The organism is Candidatus Pelagibacter communis, assembly GCF_001180185.1.
Lineage (GTDB): Bacteria > Pseudomonadota > Alphaproteobacteria > Pelagibacterales > Pelagibacteraceae > Pelagibacter > Pelagibacter ubique_F.
Map to the genome: position 1 here is coordinate 38,267 of NZ_CVSS01000021.1, position 12,985 is coordinate 51,251.

The following is a 12,985-nucleotide window of genomic DNA, read 5'->3' on the forward strand; positions in this document are numbered from 1 at the left end:
AATTAGGTGAGTCCTCAAAATTTAAAAAAAAATCTTACTAATTGGGATTTAGTATCTGTAAATCCGAACGATAAAAATTGGGATTGGAAAACACTATTTTGTTATTGGGGAGTGAACATTCAAAGTATAATAGGTTTTTCATTAATTGCTTCTCTTTATTTGATTTATAATTTAAATACTTTTGTAGTTTTTTTTGGAACAATAATTGCTTCACTATTAGTTTATTTTTTATCAAATTTAATAGGTAAACCATCTCAAAAAAATGGATTACCTTTTATTGTATTACTCAGATCGTCTTTAGGTATTAAGGGTGCAAAATACTTTGGCCTTATAAGATTTTTTGTTGGTGTTTTTTTATTTGGTATTCAAACATATTTTCTATCAAAAGTTTTAAGTTATTTAATAAGAATTGGTATTTTTTCATTTGATCCTGCATTACTTGATCAACAAATTTTCTTAACATTTTTTTTAGGAATGAATTTAATTGATTGGTTTTCAATTCTTGTATCAATCATATTTCAAGGTTTTTTATTTACTACAGGAATGAATTTTAATAAAAAAATTATTATTTTTTCTGCTACAGCTGTTTATATTGGAATGCTATTTTTCTTTTTGTCTGTCTTATTAAATGATGTTAAATTTACTTCAAAAGCTTTTTTAAACTCACTTAATTTTTCAAATTTTCTAGATAAAAATAATATTAATCCATTAATCACTGTTACTGGCACCATGTTTGCTTATTTTTCTATTGTAATTTTAAGTTTTGGAGATTTTTCAAGATATGTGAAAGATAGTAGTCAACTTCAAAAAGGAAATTTTAGTTTAATTTCAAATTTAATTATTTTTTCTTTTTTTGCTTTATTTATTGTTTCGGGCATGGATGCATTTTTAAAACAAGATCCAGAAAATTTAACTAGAATACTTACTAACCCTACAGATATTATTGGAAAATTAGAAAATTTATTTCTTATAATTTTAGCTTTGATCTTTATAATTATAGCATCTGCTTCAACTAATCTAATAACAAATTTTATTCCTTCACAATATGCCTTAATAAATTTTTTCCCTTTTTCCTTATCTGTAAAAAGCGCAGGTTTAATTATAACAATAATAGGTTTTATAGTCGGAATATTTTGGTTAACTTTTCTAAGTCAAGTTGGTGCATTATCTTTTATTGATACATTTGGAGCTTTTTTTGGACCACTTTTTGGAGTAATGATTTCTGATTTTTATTTTATTCAAAAGGGTAAGTTAGATAATAAAGATATTTATTCTCTAGAGAGTAATGGGATTTATTATTATAGTGGAGGATGGCACATAAAAGCAATTTACTCTGTAATTTTGGGTTTTATTTTTTCAGCTTCAACTATTTGGAATACTAATTTGATGTTTCTCCAATCATTTTCATGGATTATTGGTGCTTTTGTGGCTGCTCTTACTTATTATTTATTAGCCAAAGAATAAAATTATGGAAAAAATTACCTTTGATTTTAAAAACAGAACTGCAATTGTTACAGGAGGTGCTCAGGGATTTGGTTTTGATATCGCCAAACGTTTTTTAAAATCGGGTGCAAATGTGATAATATGGGATAATGATCCCAAAGCTATAGAGTCAGCTTTAAAAGATATAAATAATTCAAATTTAAGTTCAAATGTGGTGGATGTATCTAATTATGAAGAAGTTGAAAAAAATGTGAGGGAAATCATAAAAAACTCTAATATTGATATTTTAATAAATAATGCAGGCATAACTGGTCCCACAGCTACTCTATGGGAATATGACATAGAAATGTGGAAAAAAGTTGTAGAAATTAATTTGATGGGAACTTTTAATTGTTGCAGGTCGATAGTGCCAAATATGATTAAAAACAACTACGGAAGAATTGTAAATGTAGCCTCAGTAGCCGGAAAAGATGGAAATGCCAATGCCAGTGCTTATAGTGTAGGAAAAGCGGGCGCTATAGGACTAACTAAGTCATTAGGTAAGGAGCTTGCAGATAAAAATATTGCTGTAAATGCTGTGACTCCAGCTGGAGCAAAAACCAGAATTTTGGATCAAATGACTAAAGAGCATGTTCAAAGAATGTTATCAAAGGTGCCAAGAGGAAGATTTTTAGAAGTTGAAGAGTTTACTTCATTAGTTTGTTGGCTTTCTTCTGAGGAGAATACTTTTTCAACAGCAGCAGTCTTTGATATTAGTGGTGGTCGTTCTACTTATTAACTTATGGGTTTTTGCTCAACTATTTTGATATTATTTATTTTAGCTCTACTAAACTTGATATCTTTAGACAAAACCGGCGCAAAAATCATTATAGACCAGTAAATTATAAGTATAAAAGCGGATATTGTCTTCATGTTATTTATATAAAACTAAATATTGAGCTTTGATTGTTTAAATTTTGTCTAAATAATGTATTAAGTATTTTTTATTCTTTAATGAAAATTATTTTAAATATTTTAATTATTACAATTATATCTATTAACTTGTCTTCAGCAGATGAGTTACAAGTTTTTGATTTTACTGAAACAGAGCTCGCAGATCTTCAAGTAAGAAAGGTAAGAGGGGCTGACAATAAAACACTTTATACAGTTGGATCAAATGATAATGGGAATTATTTGAAATCAGTTGCTGATAATGCTGCCTCTGGCCTAGGAAAAGAGATCAAGATAAACCTCAACAAGACCCCATTTATAAATATTACGTGGAAAATTGAGAAGGATCTGTCAGGAATTAAAGAAAACACAAAAAAAGGGCACGATTTTGCTGCAAGAGTTTTTGTGATTAAAAAAACTGGCGCCACACCATTATCAAATAGAGCTATAAATTATGTTTTTTCAAGCAATAATGAAGTTGGGTCAAATTTCCCAAGCCCATATACAAAGAAATCGATAGATAATGTTTTAGCTAGTACAAAAGATAACCTAAATGAATGGGTAACAGTCAAAGCTAATGTTAAAGAGGATTTTAAAAGATTGCATAATCTTGATGTTAATGAGCTTGATGGACTTGCTATTATGTCAGATACAGATAATTCAAAAATGAAATCTATCGCATATTTTCAAAATATATATTTTTCAGCAAATTGATTTATTTTTTGCTATAATTTCGTATGCATGAGAATTTTTTTCACACTTTAAAGGTTTATTATGAGGATACTGATGCTGGTGGTGTCGTATATTATGCTAATTATTTAAAGTTTTTAGAGAGAGCAAGAACAGAAGCTCTCCATTCAATTGGGTTCAGTAACCAAAAAGTGAAAAAAGATTTTGGTTCATTAATCATAGTAAAAGCTTGTAATATTGAATATAAAAAACCCGCAAGTCTTGAGGACGAACTAACAATAAGATCTTTTGTTAAATCTATCACCAAAACATCTTTTTTTATGAATCAAATAATTACCAAAGGTGATGACATTATAGTTGAGGCACAAGTTCATTTAGTTTTTGTCAATGATTTAGGTAAACCAGTAAAAATACCTGATGAAATTTACATAAAATTTAAACCCTATTTTTGTGACACTATTAAAACTTAGCTATTTTCTTTGCTTTAATAAGTAATTGGTTAATCATAGTAGTCGTTACTAATTTTGTATTTACATTTCTTGGACTTGGGTGATAGCAAGCAATCAAAACTTTATTATCTGGCAATAAATATTTATTTCCGTGTTTAAATTCAAATTTTTTGTGAAGTATGAATTTTTTTTTATAAATTTTTAAACAATTATCAAATGCAACTTTACCTAGAGTAATGATCACTTTAAGATTTTTCAAATTTTCAATTTCGTTTTCAAAATAAGTTGAACAGCGATTTAATTCTTTATTTTCTGGTTTATCTCCTGGAGGAACACATTTAAGAACATTAGTTATGTAAGTATTATTCAATTTTAAATTATCATTTGCTTTTTCTGAAAAATCTTGATTTGAAATTCCTGTTAAAAATAAACTCTTAAATAAAAAATTCCCTGATTTATCCCCTGTGAATGCTCTTCCGGTTCTTGTTCCACCATGAGCAGCAGGAGCAAGACCTAAGATCATCAATTTTGCTTTATTATCCCCAAAGCCCGGGACTGGTTTTCCCCAGTATTTTTCATTCTTATTTTGTTTCCTTTTTTCTAATGAAATTTTTTTAATAAAACTAACAAGTCTTGGACATTTTTTACATTTAATAATTGTATTATTTATTTTTTTTAATTTAATAGTCATTAATGAAACTTATAAAATTTTTTCTCATTATTTTTATAACTTTACCGTCAACGATTAAAGCAGATTTAAATCAAGAATTATCATTAGAATTAAAAAAGGGTGGTAAACTTATATTTATTAGACATGCATATGCACCAGGTGGTGGAGACCCTGAAAATTTTGATATTAATAACTGTGATACTCAAAGAAATTTGAGTGAAGAAGGAAGAAGCCAAGCCAAGAAGATTGGAAATTTTTTTATAGAAAAAAATGTTCCAATTTTCAAAGTTTTTTCAAGTGAATGGTGTCGCTGTAAAGAAACTGCTGAATTGGCTTTCACAAATTTCGAAACAAAAGATTTCTTAAATTCCTTTTTTAGTGCAAAGTTTGCTAATAATAAACATAAACAAATGTTAGATTTGAAAAATTATATTGATAAATTTAAAGGTAATAAAAACTTAATTTTTGTCACTCATTATGTAGTAATATCAGAAGCTTTAGATTATGCTCCCTCATCGGGCGAAATAGTTATTGCAGATAAAAATTTTAATAAAATTGGTAGTATACAAATAGATTTTTAATATCATGTCATCAAAGCGAGCAATGAAACAAGCCCAAAAACAAGCTTACGCTAAACATAGAAGTAACATTACTAATAATAGATTTGGAAATAGAAAAAAAAATTTTTCTAAGAAAAATAAAAAAAGCTAACTTTCTTTTTTAAATTTCTCAATTTTTTTACAAAAAGAAATTTTAGATATTCCTTCTTCATCATTAAGAACAGTTTTCATGAAAATCTCTTGTTTATCTTTTTCAAAAAGAATTTGAGTATAAAATTGTGGATATCCGTGTTTATGAGTGAGTATTTTACCATTTTCTTCATAAATATTTCGAACATAAGAGTTTGATTTTTTAGTACTTAAATCAGTTAGTCGATATTTTTGATATGTTTTTTCCTTATAAACATAATTTCTAGTCATAATCAATTCATTTAGATTTAGGATATACTCATTCTTTAAAAACTCATCCTGACTATCATCACAATCACTCATCACAATTATTTCTGACTGAGAATTTTGTATAAGAAGAATAAGTAAAAAAAGACTAATAAGAAATCTAATTTTTTTCATGTTTTTCAGCAAAAAATATTCCAATTAAAAGCAATGCTGTCCAACCTAAACCCAAAAGGCCTTTTAAAACACTCGTATCAGCACTCCAAATTTTTAGTACAAGCGCACCAAAGATAAGTCCAAGAATGTAGATTATTATAACAATTGAAGTTTTACTCATTTTTTAAATTTTTTTTAAATAAAGAAATACCATTTTCAATTTTAAATGTATAGGATTCTTCAAAACTTTCTAATTGCCAACCTGTTAATCTATTTTTAATAGTTTTAAGGTTTTCTTTTTTCCATTCATCTGATGTTTCCTGCAATTTCCAAATTTTTTTTTCTTCTTCATTTCTTCCACAACCATAGCAATATCCTGTGCTTGGATCTGTTTTACATATACTAATGCAAGGTGAAATAATCATTACTATATTATAATAGAAAATATATATATTTTACAATAATTGTCGTTGGACAAATAGTTTCAATAATATATAAAACCTCTACATTTGTGGGGCGATGGCGGAATTGGTAGACGCGTTGGTCTTAGGAACCAATATGGCAACATGTGAAGGTTCGAGTCCTTTTCGCCCTACCATTTAAATATTATGAAAGTTACTATAGAAAATAAAAATGGTCTTAACAAAGATGTAAAAGTCTTAGTAGATAAAAAAACCATGTCCAATTATATGGATGAAAAATATGAAGAAATTAAAGGTACAGTTAATTTAAAAGGTTTTAGACCTGGAAAAGTTCCAAGGGAAATTTTAAAAAGACAATTTGGCAAAGCTGTTTTTAGTGAGGTTTTGGATAAAGTATTAAAGGAAACATCATCTAAAGCACTAGAAGAGAACAAAATAAAACCTGCAGGTCAACCAAAACTAAATTTGAAAACATATGGTGAAGATAAAGAGTTAGAGTACGTTCTTTCGATAACAGAGCTACCTAAAATTGATATTAAAGGAATAAGTAATATTAAATTTGATCAATACACAGTTAAGATTGATCCCTCAGAAACTGATAAAAGAATAAATGAAATCGCAAAAAACCAACCAAATTTCAAAGAAGCTACACTAGAGTCAAAAGCTAATCTGGGAGATTTAGTAGTATTAGATTATAATGCAACAGTGGATGGTCAAACATTTAATGGAAGTGAAGGTAAAAATACACAATTAACACTTGGAAAAGATTTATTTCTAAAAGGTTTTGATAAACAATTGATTGGTTTAAAAAAAGACCAAACTAAAGTTGTTGACGCAGTTTTACCAGAAAATTTTCCAGAAAAAAAACTAGCAAATAAAAAAGCAAAATTTAATTGTAAGATTATATCTATAAAAAAACCTGAAGAAACTAAAATCAATGATGAGTTTGCAAAAAATTTAGGTGCAAAAGATTTACAAGATTTAAAAAAACTAATATCAAACCAAATTAATAATGAATATAAAAATTCACTAGATAGACTATCAAAAAATCAAATTTTAAAAGAATTAGAAAAATTTAAAGTTGATGAAATACCTGATAATTTAGTTGATGAAGAAGTAAAAATATTATCACAAGGAATGAACGATGAGGACGTCAAAAAAAATAGAAAAAATTTTGAAGGAATTGCAAAAAAAAGAATTAAAACTGGTTTAATTCTTAATGAATTTGGAGATCAAAATCAAATTAAAGTGAGTGAGCAAGAGCTTCAGGCAGAAATAAAGAAACAATTAAGCATGATGCCCGGACAAGAAAAAATGGTAATGGATTTTTACCAGAAGAATCCTTCTGCAGTAGCAAGCTTAAGAGGTACTGTTTACGAGGAGAAGATAATTAATCTCATTAAAGAAAAAGCAAAACCAAATAAAAAAGAAATTACTAAAAATGAAGCCGAAAAAATTTTAAAAGAAAGTCAAAAGCAACAACTTGATCAAGAATTAAATGACCAAAGAAAAACTGAAAAAACAGTTCAGACAAAAAAATCAAATAAGATCAAAACTGAGCTAAAATCAACAAAAACTAAATCTACAATCAAAAAAACAAAAAAAGTTAGCAAAAAGTAATCTCAAGTTGTATAAGTTAAACGAATCAAGTTTATGACAAATAAAATTTCAGAATATATGAGTAGTCTAATTCCTATGGTTGTTGAACAATCAAGTAAAGGTGAGAGGGCTTACGACATATTTTCAAGATTACTTAAAGAGAGAATAATTTTTTTAACTGGACAGATTAATGATAATGTTGCTTCTCTTGTTACAGCTCAGCTATTGTTTTTGGAAGCTGAGGACCCAAAAAAAGATGTTTATTTATATATAAATAGCCCAGGTGGTTTAGTAACAGCTGGTTTGGGAATCTATGACACTATGCAATATATTAAACCTGAAATATCTACACTTTGCATTGGTCAAGCTGCCTCAATGGGATCTTTTTTACTTTCTGCAGGAACAAAAGGAAAAAGATTTTCTTTGCCGAATTCAAGAATTATGGTTCATCAACCTTCTGCAGGTTTTCAAGGGCAAGCTACAGATATAGAAATTCATGCTAATGAGGTTCTATCCCTTAAAAAAAGGTTAAACGAAATATATTCAAAACATACAGGCAAAGATGTGGAAGAAATCAAAAGTGCTCTTGAAAGAGATAATTTTATGACAGCAGAGTCTGCAAAGACATTTGGATTAATAGACGAAGTAGTAGAAAAAAGATCTTAATATACCATATATTGCAAATCTACAATTTGAACCTTGATATCAATTAGTCTCCTATAATAGAATATAAATATTGATTCGTTAAAAAAATATTATGAGTACAAATAGTAAAAATATTCTTTATTGCTCTTTTTGTGGAAAAAGCCAGCATGAAGTTAGAAAGTTAATTGCAGGCCCCACTGTATTTATATGTGATGAATGTGTTGAATTATGTATGGATATTATTAAAGAGGAAAATAAAGATACATTCGTTAAACACCAAGATGGACTTCCTTCTCCAAAAGAGATTTGCACTGTCTTAGATGATTATGTTATTGGACAAAGTCATGCTAAAAAAGTTTTATCTGTAGCTGTTCACAATCATTATAAAAGATTAAATTACGATAACAAAACTAGTAAAAATGTAGAGTTGGCTAAATCTAATATTCTTCTAGTAGGACCAACTGGATGTGGAAAAACACTGCTGGCTCAAACATTAGCAAGAATATTAGATGTTCCATTTACAATGGCTGATGCAACAACTTTAACAGAGGCTGGATATGTTGGAGAAGATGTGGAAAATATAATTTTGAAATTACTTCAAGCTGCTGATTATAATGTTGAAAAAGCTCAAAGAGGTATAGTTTATATCGATGAAGTAGATAAGATAAGCAGAAAATCTGAAAACCCCTCAATCACCAGAGATGTTTCTGGAGAAGGTGTTCAGCAAGCTTTATTAAAAATTATGGAAGGAACAATTGCTAGTGTACCTCCACAAGGAGGAAGAAAACATCCTCAACAAGAATTTCTTCAAGTAGATACAACAAATATTTTGTTTATTTGTGGAGGTGCATTTGCAGGTTTAGATAAAATAATTTCACAAAGAGATAAAGGCACATCTATTGGTTTTGGTGCTGATGTTAAAAATACACAAGATAAAAAAACAGGTGAATGGATGAAAAATTTAGAGCCTGAAGATCTATTGAAATATGGTTTAATTCCTGAATTTATAGGTAGATTACCCATGATAGCTACTTTAGAGGATTTGGATGAAAAATCTTTAATTAAGATTTTACAAGAACCAAAAAACTCATTAACAAAACAATATAAAGAGCTATTTAAACTAGACGGAGCTAAGTTAATTTTTAAAGATAATGCCTTAAAAGAAATTGCACAAAAAGCAATCAGCAAAAAAACTGGGGCCAGAGGTTTAAGATCAATTTTGGAAAATATTTTATTGAAAACAATGTACGATTTGCCAAGCCAGGATAACATAGAGGAAGTAATAGTCGATGCATCTGCTGCAAAAGGACACTCCCAACCAATCTTGGTACACAGTAAAAATGAAGGTAAATCAAAAAATAACAAAACTTCAGCGGCGTAATATCCTTAATAACTTATAAAAAGGTATTGCAATATTAGATATAATATCCATATTTATATTATGGACGTTAAAATTTCATCACCTCTTTTACCTTTAAGAGATATTGTCGTATTCCCGAGTATGGTTATACCGTTATTTGTTGGAAGAGATAAATCTATATCGGCCTTAAATGAAGTAATGAAGAATGATAAAAAAATCATTTTAGTAACTCAAAAAAATTCTGAAATAGATGACCCAAAAAAAACAGATGTATTTATGTATGGCTGTGAGGGAAATATACTTCAACTTTTAAAATTACCAGATGGAACTGTAAAAGTTTTAGTAGAAGGGAATAAGAGAGTTAAAATTTTAGATTTTAGAGATAATGAAAAATTTATTACTTGTGATTACACACCATATAAAGATGTAGTAAATAAAGATGAAGATCTTTATCCACTAGCAGCAACTGCAATTAGGAGACTGGAAAAATTAACCTCAATTAATAAAAAAGTTTCAAACGAGACAATTAATGCAATCAAACAATTGAAAGAGCCTTCGCAGATTGCAGATAATATTGCTTCGCACATAACAGCAACAATTTCTGAAAAACAACAACTTTTTGAAACAATTGATGTAAAGAAAAGATTAGATGCAATTATAAAAATTATGGAAAATGAGGCAAGTATAATCGGTGTTGAAAAAAGGATCAGAGGACGAGTTAAAACTCAAATGGAAAAAACCCAAAGAGAATATTATTTAAATGAACAACTTAAAGCTATTCAAAAAGAGCTTGGAGAAATAGAAGATGGGAAAGATGAAAACACAAGTTTGAATAAATCAATCATAAAAGCAAAGATGCCTAAAGAAGTTGAGAAGAAATGTCTTCAAGAGCTTAAAAAGTTAAAGAATATGAGTCCAATGTCAGCTGAAGCAACAGTTGTAAGAAATTATCTTGATTGGATGACCGAATTACCTTGGCATAAAAAAAGCGAAGTTGATATTGATTTGGTAAAAGCTTTAGATGTTTTGGATAAGGATCATTTCGGTTTAGAGAAAGTAAAAGAGAGAATAGTAGAATTTTTAGCTGTTCAAAAAAGAATTGAAAAAATTAAAGGACCAATCCTTTGTTTAGTTGGACCCCCAGGAGTTGGAAAAACTTCTTTAGGAAAATCTATAGCAAAGGCTACAAATAGACAATTTGTAAGAATGTCAGTTGGTGGAATGAGAGATGAAGCTGAAATTAGAGGTCATAGAAGAACTTATATTGGATCTTTGCCCGGTAAAATTATTCAAATGATGAAAAAAGCAGGTACAAAAAATCCATTAATATTATTAGATGAGATAGATAAAATTGGAAATGATTATCGTGGTGATCCCTCATCTGCACTTTTAGAGGCATTAGATCCAGAGCAAAACACAACATTTAATGACCATTATCTAGAAGTAGATTATGATTTATCTGATGTAATGTTTGTCACGACTGCAAATACATTGAATATTCTTCCTCCATTACTTGATAGAATGGAAGTAATTAGATTAGCTGGTTATACAGAGGATGAAAAAATAAGTATAGCAAATAAATTTTTGTTACCTAAGCAAATTAAAGACAATGGTGTCAAAGAAAATGAAATGAACTTAGATAAAGACATCATTAAAGAGATAATAAGAAATTATACAAAAGAGTCTGGTGTTAGAAATTTAGAGAGAGAGATTTCTAAATTAGCAAGAAAAGTAGTAAAAAAAGTGGTAGCTGGTGAACAAAAAGAGGTAAAAATTAATAATAAAAATCTCTCAGATTTTTTAGGTGTAGCTAAATATAAATTTGGTGAGATTGAGTCAAATGATAGAGTGGGAATAGTTGTTGGTTTAGCTTGGACAGAATATGGAGGAGAAATTTTGAAGATTGAAACTGTTACAATGCCCGGAAAAGGAAGAATGCAAATAACAGGTAAACTAGGTGATGTGATGCAAGAGTCAGTTAAAGCAGCAAAATCATTTGTTAGATCAAAATGTTTAGAATACGGTATAATACCTCCTCATTTTGAAAAAAAAGATTTTCACATTCACGTTCCTGAAGGTGCAACTCCTAAAGATGGTCCTTCTGCCGGAGTTGGAATGGTAACTTCAATTGTATCTTCTTTGACTAACATCCCTGTTAGAAAAGACGTTGCCATGACAGGGGAAGTAACAATCACAGGCCAAGTACTTCCAATTGGGGGACTTAAAGAAAAATTACTAGCTGCTCATCGTGCTGGTATTAAAGAAGTTATAATTCCAAAGGAAAATGAAAAAGATTTAGTAGATATGCCAAAAAAAATTATTGATGAGATTAAAATTACTCCTGTAGAAAATGCTGATCAAGTTTTAAAGATAGCTTTAATGAAAGAATTAAAAAGAGTAGAATGGGTAGAGGTCGATTTAACCAAAAAAGATGATAAATCTCAAGCCAGTATTCAATAATAATTAATTTACTTTATACTTACGTTGATGTATTAGTACCGTTATTTTGGGGCGGTTAGCTCAGTTGGTAGAGCATCTCGTTTACACCGAGGGGGTCAAAGGTTCGAGTCCTTTACTGCCCACCAAAAACTGAATAAGTGGGGGTGTAGCTCAGTTGGTTAGAGCGATCGCCTGTCACGCGATAGGTCGAGGGTTCGAGTCCCTTCACTCCCGCCACTTTCCTTGTAAACTGGTGATAATCATTATCAGTTAGGCCTTAAAAATGTGACTTTTCTACTCTACAACATGATATAAAAATAGCTATATAGACTCATATGTTTCCAGAATTTTTAAAAGAATATTTGCCAATTATACTATTTTTAGTAATCGCTTTAGGATTAAGTGGTGCATTTGTTGTCGTGAATTATATTCTCTCTCCAAAAAATCCAGACCCTGAAAAATTATCAGCCTATGAATGTGGTTTTGAACCATTTCAAGATTCAAGAATGGAATTTGATGTTAGATTTTATTTAGTGGCAATTTTATTTATAATTTTTGACTTAGAAATAGCATTTCTTTTTCCTTGGGCAATCTCTTTGGGCAATATTGGTTTATTAGGATTTATATCAATGATGATTTTTCTGTTCATTTTGACCATTGGATTTATTTATGAATGGAAAAAAGGTGCTTTGGATTGGGAATAATTTAATCTTATGAATAACAAATTAAATCAAGTCCCTGAAGAATTTAAAAAATTAGCTGAGGATTTTAGTAAAAATGGTTTTATTACAACCTCACTTGATAATTTAGTAAATTGGTCGAGATCAGGATCATTACATTGGATGACCTTTGGTTTAGCATGCTGTGCGGTTGAGATGATGCAAACTGCGATGCCAAGATATGATTTAGAGAGATTCGGAGCAGCTCCACGTGGTTCTCCAAGACAATCAGATGTAATGATTGTAGCTGGCACTTTAACAAATAAAATGGCTCCAGCACTTAGAAAAGTTTATGATCAAATGCCAGAGCCAAGATATGTAATTTCAATGGGTAGCTGTGCAAATGGTGGTGGTTACTATCATTACTCATATTCTGTTGTGAGAGGTTGTGATAGAATTGTGCCAGTAGATATTTACGTGCCAGGATGTCCACCCTCAGCAGAAGCTTTATTATATGGAATTCTTCAATTACAAAAAAAAATAAGAAACAAAGGTTCTTTACCAAGATAA

16 protein-coding genes and 3 tRNA genes are annotated in these 12,985 nt (G+C 29.3%); 15 read left to right on the forward strand and 4 right to left on the reverse strand.

From position 1 onward, the window contains the following. Window positions 1-6: 6 nt before the first annotated feature. The 4 genes from AMN95_RS01570 (at window position 7) to AMN95_RS01585 (ending at window position 3,533) form a co-directional block, all read left to right on the forward strand. On the forward strand, window positions 7-1,464 hold the full coding sequence (locus AMN95_RS01570; RefSeq protein ID WP_075522252.1) for a cytosine permease: 1,458 nt from the start codon (window positions 7-9) through the stop codon (window positions 1,462-1,464). Between the two features lie 4 nt (window positions 1,465-1,468). Continuing rightward, window positions 1,469-2,221, forward strand: coding sequence for an SDR family NAD(P)-dependent oxidoreductase (locus AMN95_RS01575; protein WP_075522253.1), 753 nt, complete (start codon window positions 1,469-1,471; stop codon window positions 2,219-2,221). A 215-nt stretch (window positions 2,222-2,436) separates the two neighbouring features. Further along, window positions 2,437-3,087: a DUF3047 domain-containing protein gene (locus AMN95_RS01580; RefSeq protein WP_075522254.1), complete on the forward strand. Its 651-nt coding sequence runs from the start codon at window positions 2,437-2,439 to the stop codon at window positions 3,085-3,087. 23 nt (window positions 3,088-3,110) lie between these two features. Then, window positions 3,111-3,533, forward strand: coding sequence for a YbgC/FadM family acyl-CoA thioesterase (locus AMN95_RS01585; RefSeq protein WP_075522255.1), 423 nt, complete (start codon window positions 3,111-3,113; stop codon window positions 3,531-3,533). On the opposite strand, the gene AMN95_RS01590 is transcribed toward AMN95_RS01585, so the two are convergent. Beyond that, entirely contained in the window at window positions 3,523-4,203 is a 681-nt protein-coding gene (locus tag AMN95_RS01590; RefSeq protein WP_075522256.1) for a uracil-DNA glycosylase, read from the reverse strand. The genes AMN95_RS01585 and AMN95_RS01590 overlap by 11 nt on opposite strands. A 2-nt stretch (window positions 4,204-4,205) precedes the next feature. Here AMN95_RS01590 and AMN95_RS01595 point away from each other — a divergent pair, with 2 nt between their 5' ends. Both AMN95_RS01595 and AMN95_RS05695 read left to right on the forward strand, forming a co-directional pair. Continuing rightward, on the forward strand, window positions 4,206-4,763 hold the full coding sequence (locus AMN95_RS01595; protein WP_075522257.1) for a histidine phosphatase family protein: 558 nt from the start codon (window positions 4,206-4,208) through the stop codon (window positions 4,761-4,763). Window positions 4,764-4,767: 4 nt separating this feature from the next. Continuing rightward, the gene (locus AMN95_RS05695; RefSeq protein WP_256997913.1) at window positions 4,768-4,893 is read left to right on the forward strand and encodes a hypothetical protein; all 126 of its coding nucleotides are present in this window, start codon (window positions 4,768-4,770) and stop codon (window positions 4,891-4,893) included. Here the strand turns inward: AMN95_RS05695 and AMN95_RS01600 are convergent. The 3 genes from AMN95_RS01600 to AMN95_RS01605 form a co-directional block, all read right to left on the reverse strand. After that, entirely contained in the window at window positions 4,890-5,234 is a 345-nt protein-coding gene (locus AMN95_RS01600) for a hypothetical protein (protein ID WP_256997914.1), read from the reverse strand. The two genes, AMN95_RS05695 and AMN95_RS01600, sit on opposite strands and share 4 nt — an antisense overlap. A gap of 64 nt (window positions 5,235-5,298) precedes the next feature. Beyond that, window positions 5,299-5,472 (reverse strand): hypothetical protein, encoded by a 174-nt coding sequence (locus AMN95_RS05630; protein ID WP_179850335.1) that lies wholly within the window; start codon window positions 5,470-5,472, stop codon window positions 5,299-5,301. Beyond that, window positions 5,465-5,716: a DUF1289 domain-containing protein gene (locus tag AMN95_RS01605; protein WP_075522258.1), complete on the reverse strand. Its 252-nt coding sequence runs from the start codon at window positions 5,714-5,716 to the stop codon at window positions 5,465-5,467. The genes AMN95_RS05630 and AMN95_RS01605 overlap by 8 nt, the downstream gene beginning before the upstream one ends. Window positions 5,717-5,804: 88 nt before the next feature. On the opposite strand from AMN95_RS01605, the gene AMN95_RS01610 reads away from it, so the two are divergent. The 9 genes from AMN95_RS01610 (at window position 5,805) to AMN95_RS01650 (ending at window position 12,985) form a co-directional block, all read left to right on the forward strand. Further along, a tRNA-Leu gene (locus AMN95_RS01610) sits at window positions 5,805-5,889 on the forward strand. A 10-nt stretch (window positions 5,890-5,899) separates the two neighbouring features. Next, complete coding sequence (gene tig / locus AMN95_RS01615) at window positions 5,900-7,333, forward strand: trigger factor (RefSeq protein ID WP_075522259.1); 1,434 nt, start codon at window positions 5,900-5,902, stop codon at window positions 7,331-7,333. A gap of 33 nt (window positions 7,334-7,366) precedes the next feature. Next, window positions 7,367-7,978, forward strand: a complete 612-nt coding sequence (gene clpP / locus AMN95_RS01620) for an ATP-dependent Clp endopeptidase proteolytic subunit ClpP (protein WP_075522260.1) — start codon at window positions 7,367-7,369, stop codon at window positions 7,976-7,978. A gap of 91 nt (window positions 7,979-8,069) precedes the next feature. Next, window positions 8,070-9,338, forward strand: coding sequence for an ATP-dependent Clp protease ATP-binding subunit ClpX (gene clpX / locus AMN95_RS01625; protein WP_075522261.1), 1,269 nt, complete (start codon window positions 8,070-8,072; stop codon window positions 9,336-9,338). Window positions 9,339-9,398: 60 nt separating this feature from the next. Continuing rightward, complete coding sequence (lon, locus tag AMN95_RS01630; RefSeq protein WP_075522262.1) at window positions 9,399-11,777, forward strand: endopeptidase La; 2,379 nt, start codon at window positions 9,399-9,401, stop codon at window positions 11,775-11,777. Between the two features lie 49 nt (window positions 11,778-11,826). Next, window positions 11,827-11,902: transfer RNA gene (locus AMN95_RS01635), tRNA-Val, on the forward strand. Window positions 11,903-11,916: 14 nt separating this feature from the next. After that, a tRNA-Asp gene (locus tag AMN95_RS01640) sits at window positions 11,917-11,993 on the forward strand. A 98-nt stretch (window positions 11,994-12,091) separates the two neighbouring features. Next, complete coding sequence (locus tag AMN95_RS01645) at window positions 12,092-12,460, forward strand: NADH-quinone oxidoreductase subunit A (protein WP_075522263.1); 369 nt, start codon at window positions 12,092-12,094, stop codon at window positions 12,458-12,460. Between the two features lie 9 nt (window positions 12,461-12,469). Then, the gene (locus AMN95_RS01650; protein ID WP_075522264.1) at window positions 12,470-12,985 is read left to right on the forward strand and encodes a NuoB/complex I 20 kDa subunit family protein; all 516 of its coding nucleotides are present in this window, start codon (window positions 12,470-12,472) and stop codon (window positions 12,983-12,985) included.

Bases quoted from the DNA above. Each gene is read 5' to 3' on its own strand.
- AMN95_RS01575 (WP_075522253.1), top strand. From the start codon at position 1,469: ATGGAAAAAATTACCTTTGATTTTAAAAACAGAACTGCAATTGTTACA.
- AMN95_RS01580 (WP_075522254.1), top strand. From the start codon at position 2,437: ATGAAAATTATTTTAAATATTTTAATTATTACAATTATATCTATTAAC.
- AMN95_RS01585 (WP_075522255.1), top strand. From the start codon at position 3,111: ATGCATGAGAATTTTTTTCACACTTTAAAGGTTTATTATGAGGATACT.
- AMN95_RS01590 (WP_075522256.1), bottom strand. From the start codon at position 4,203: ATGACTATTAAATTAAAAAAAATAAATAATACAATTATTAAATGTAAA.
- AMN95_RS01595 (WP_075522257.1), top strand. From the start codon at position 4,206: ATGAAACTTATAAAATTTTTTCTCATTATTTTTATAACTTTACCGTCA.
- AMN95_RS05695 (WP_256997913.1), top strand. From the start codon at position 4,768: ATGTCATCAAAGCGAGCAATGAAACAAGCCCAAAAACAAGCTTACGCT.
- AMN95_RS01600 (WP_256997914.1), bottom strand. From the start codon at position 5,234: ATGAGTGATTGTGATGATAGTCAGGATGAGTTTTTAAAGAATGAGTAT.
- AMN95_RS05630 (WP_179850335.1), bottom strand. From the start codon at position 5,472: ATGAGTAAAACTTCAATTGTTATAATAATCTACATTCTTGGACTTATC.
- AMN95_RS01605 (WP_075522258.1), bottom strand. From the start codon at position 5,716: ATGATTATTTCACCTTGCATTAGTATATGTAAAACAGATCCAAGCACA.
- tig (WP_075522259.1), top strand. From the start codon at position 5,900: ATGAAAGTTACTATAGAAAATAAAAATGGTCTTAACAAAGATGTAAAA.
- clpP (WP_075522260.1), top strand. From the start codon at position 7,367: ATGACAAATAAAATTTCAGAATATATGAGTAGTCTAATTCCTATGGTT.
- clpX (WP_075522261.1), top strand. From the start codon at position 8,070: ATGAGTACAAATAGTAAAAATATTCTTTATTGCTCTTTTTGTGGAAAA.
- lon (WP_075522262.1), top strand. From the start codon at position 9,399: ATGGACGTTAAAATTTCATCACCTCTTTTACCTTTAAGAGATATTGTC.
- AMN95_RS01645 (WP_075522263.1), top strand. From the start codon at position 12,092: ATGTTTCCAGAATTTTTAAAAGAATATTTGCCAATTATACTATTTTTA.
- AMN95_RS01650 (WP_075522264.1), top strand. From the start codon at position 12,470: ATGAATAACAAATTAAATCAAGTCCCTGAAGAATTTAAAAAATTAGCT.